This window comes from Mesorhizobium sp. BHbdii (assembly GCF_053848045.1).
The window spans coordinates 1-690 of sequence record NZ_JBSPKX010000055.1 but is presented as its reverse complement, the minus strand read 5'-3'; the positions used below and the strand labels follow the sequence as shown (position 1 = coordinate 690).

1 protein-coding gene is annotated in these 690 nt (G+C 64.9%); it reads left to right on the top strand.

The features are described 5' to 3' along the window. Positions 1–141: 141 nt before the first annotated feature. A partial coding sequence (locus tag ACWTU8_RS31765; protein ID WP_455851246.1) for an efflux RND transporter periplasmic adaptor subunit occupies positions 142–690 on the top strand: 549 nt, incomplete at its 3' end.

The window sequence follows — 690 nt, the reverse complement described above, 5'->3', positions numbered from 1 at the left end:
ACCGACCTCCGGGTCCAGCGAGCGAGGACGCAAGTGGACACCCCAGAGAATGCGCAATTGCATCGCGACGCGGGTGGGCGACCCCGTCGATCGGCCGGTTGGTTTGCCCCCACCGCCGTGTCGGCGGCATTCCTGCTCGGCATGGCTTTCAGCAGCACTGCGTTTGCGCAGGACCAGCAGCTACCCGTGGTGACGGCGGCCAAGCCGGTGGTCCGTGAAATCGTCGAAGACGACGAGTTCGTCGGGCGCTTCGAAGCCGTCGACCAGGTCGCCATCCGCTCGCGCGTCAGCGGCTATCTGGACAAGGTCAGCTTCCAGGACGGCGCACTGGTCAACAAGGGCGACCTGCTCTTCACCATCGACCAGCGTCCGTACCAGGCGGCTTATGATGCCGCCAAATCGCAAGTGGACGTCGCCAAGAGTCTGCTCGAATTCTCCAAGATGCAGCTGGATCGCGCTGACGAACTGGCCAAGACCGGCAATATCTCAACCGCGACGGTCGACGACCGCCGGCGGGAGTACCTTTCGGCGCAGGCGCAGATGCAGGGCGCGACGGCTGCGCTGACGACGGCCAGCCTGAACATGGAATTCACCGAGATCAAGGCGCCCTTGTCCGGCCGCGTCGACCGCCGGCTGGTGTCGGTCGGCAACCTCGTGCAGCCGGATTCCACCTTGCTGACGACCATCGTT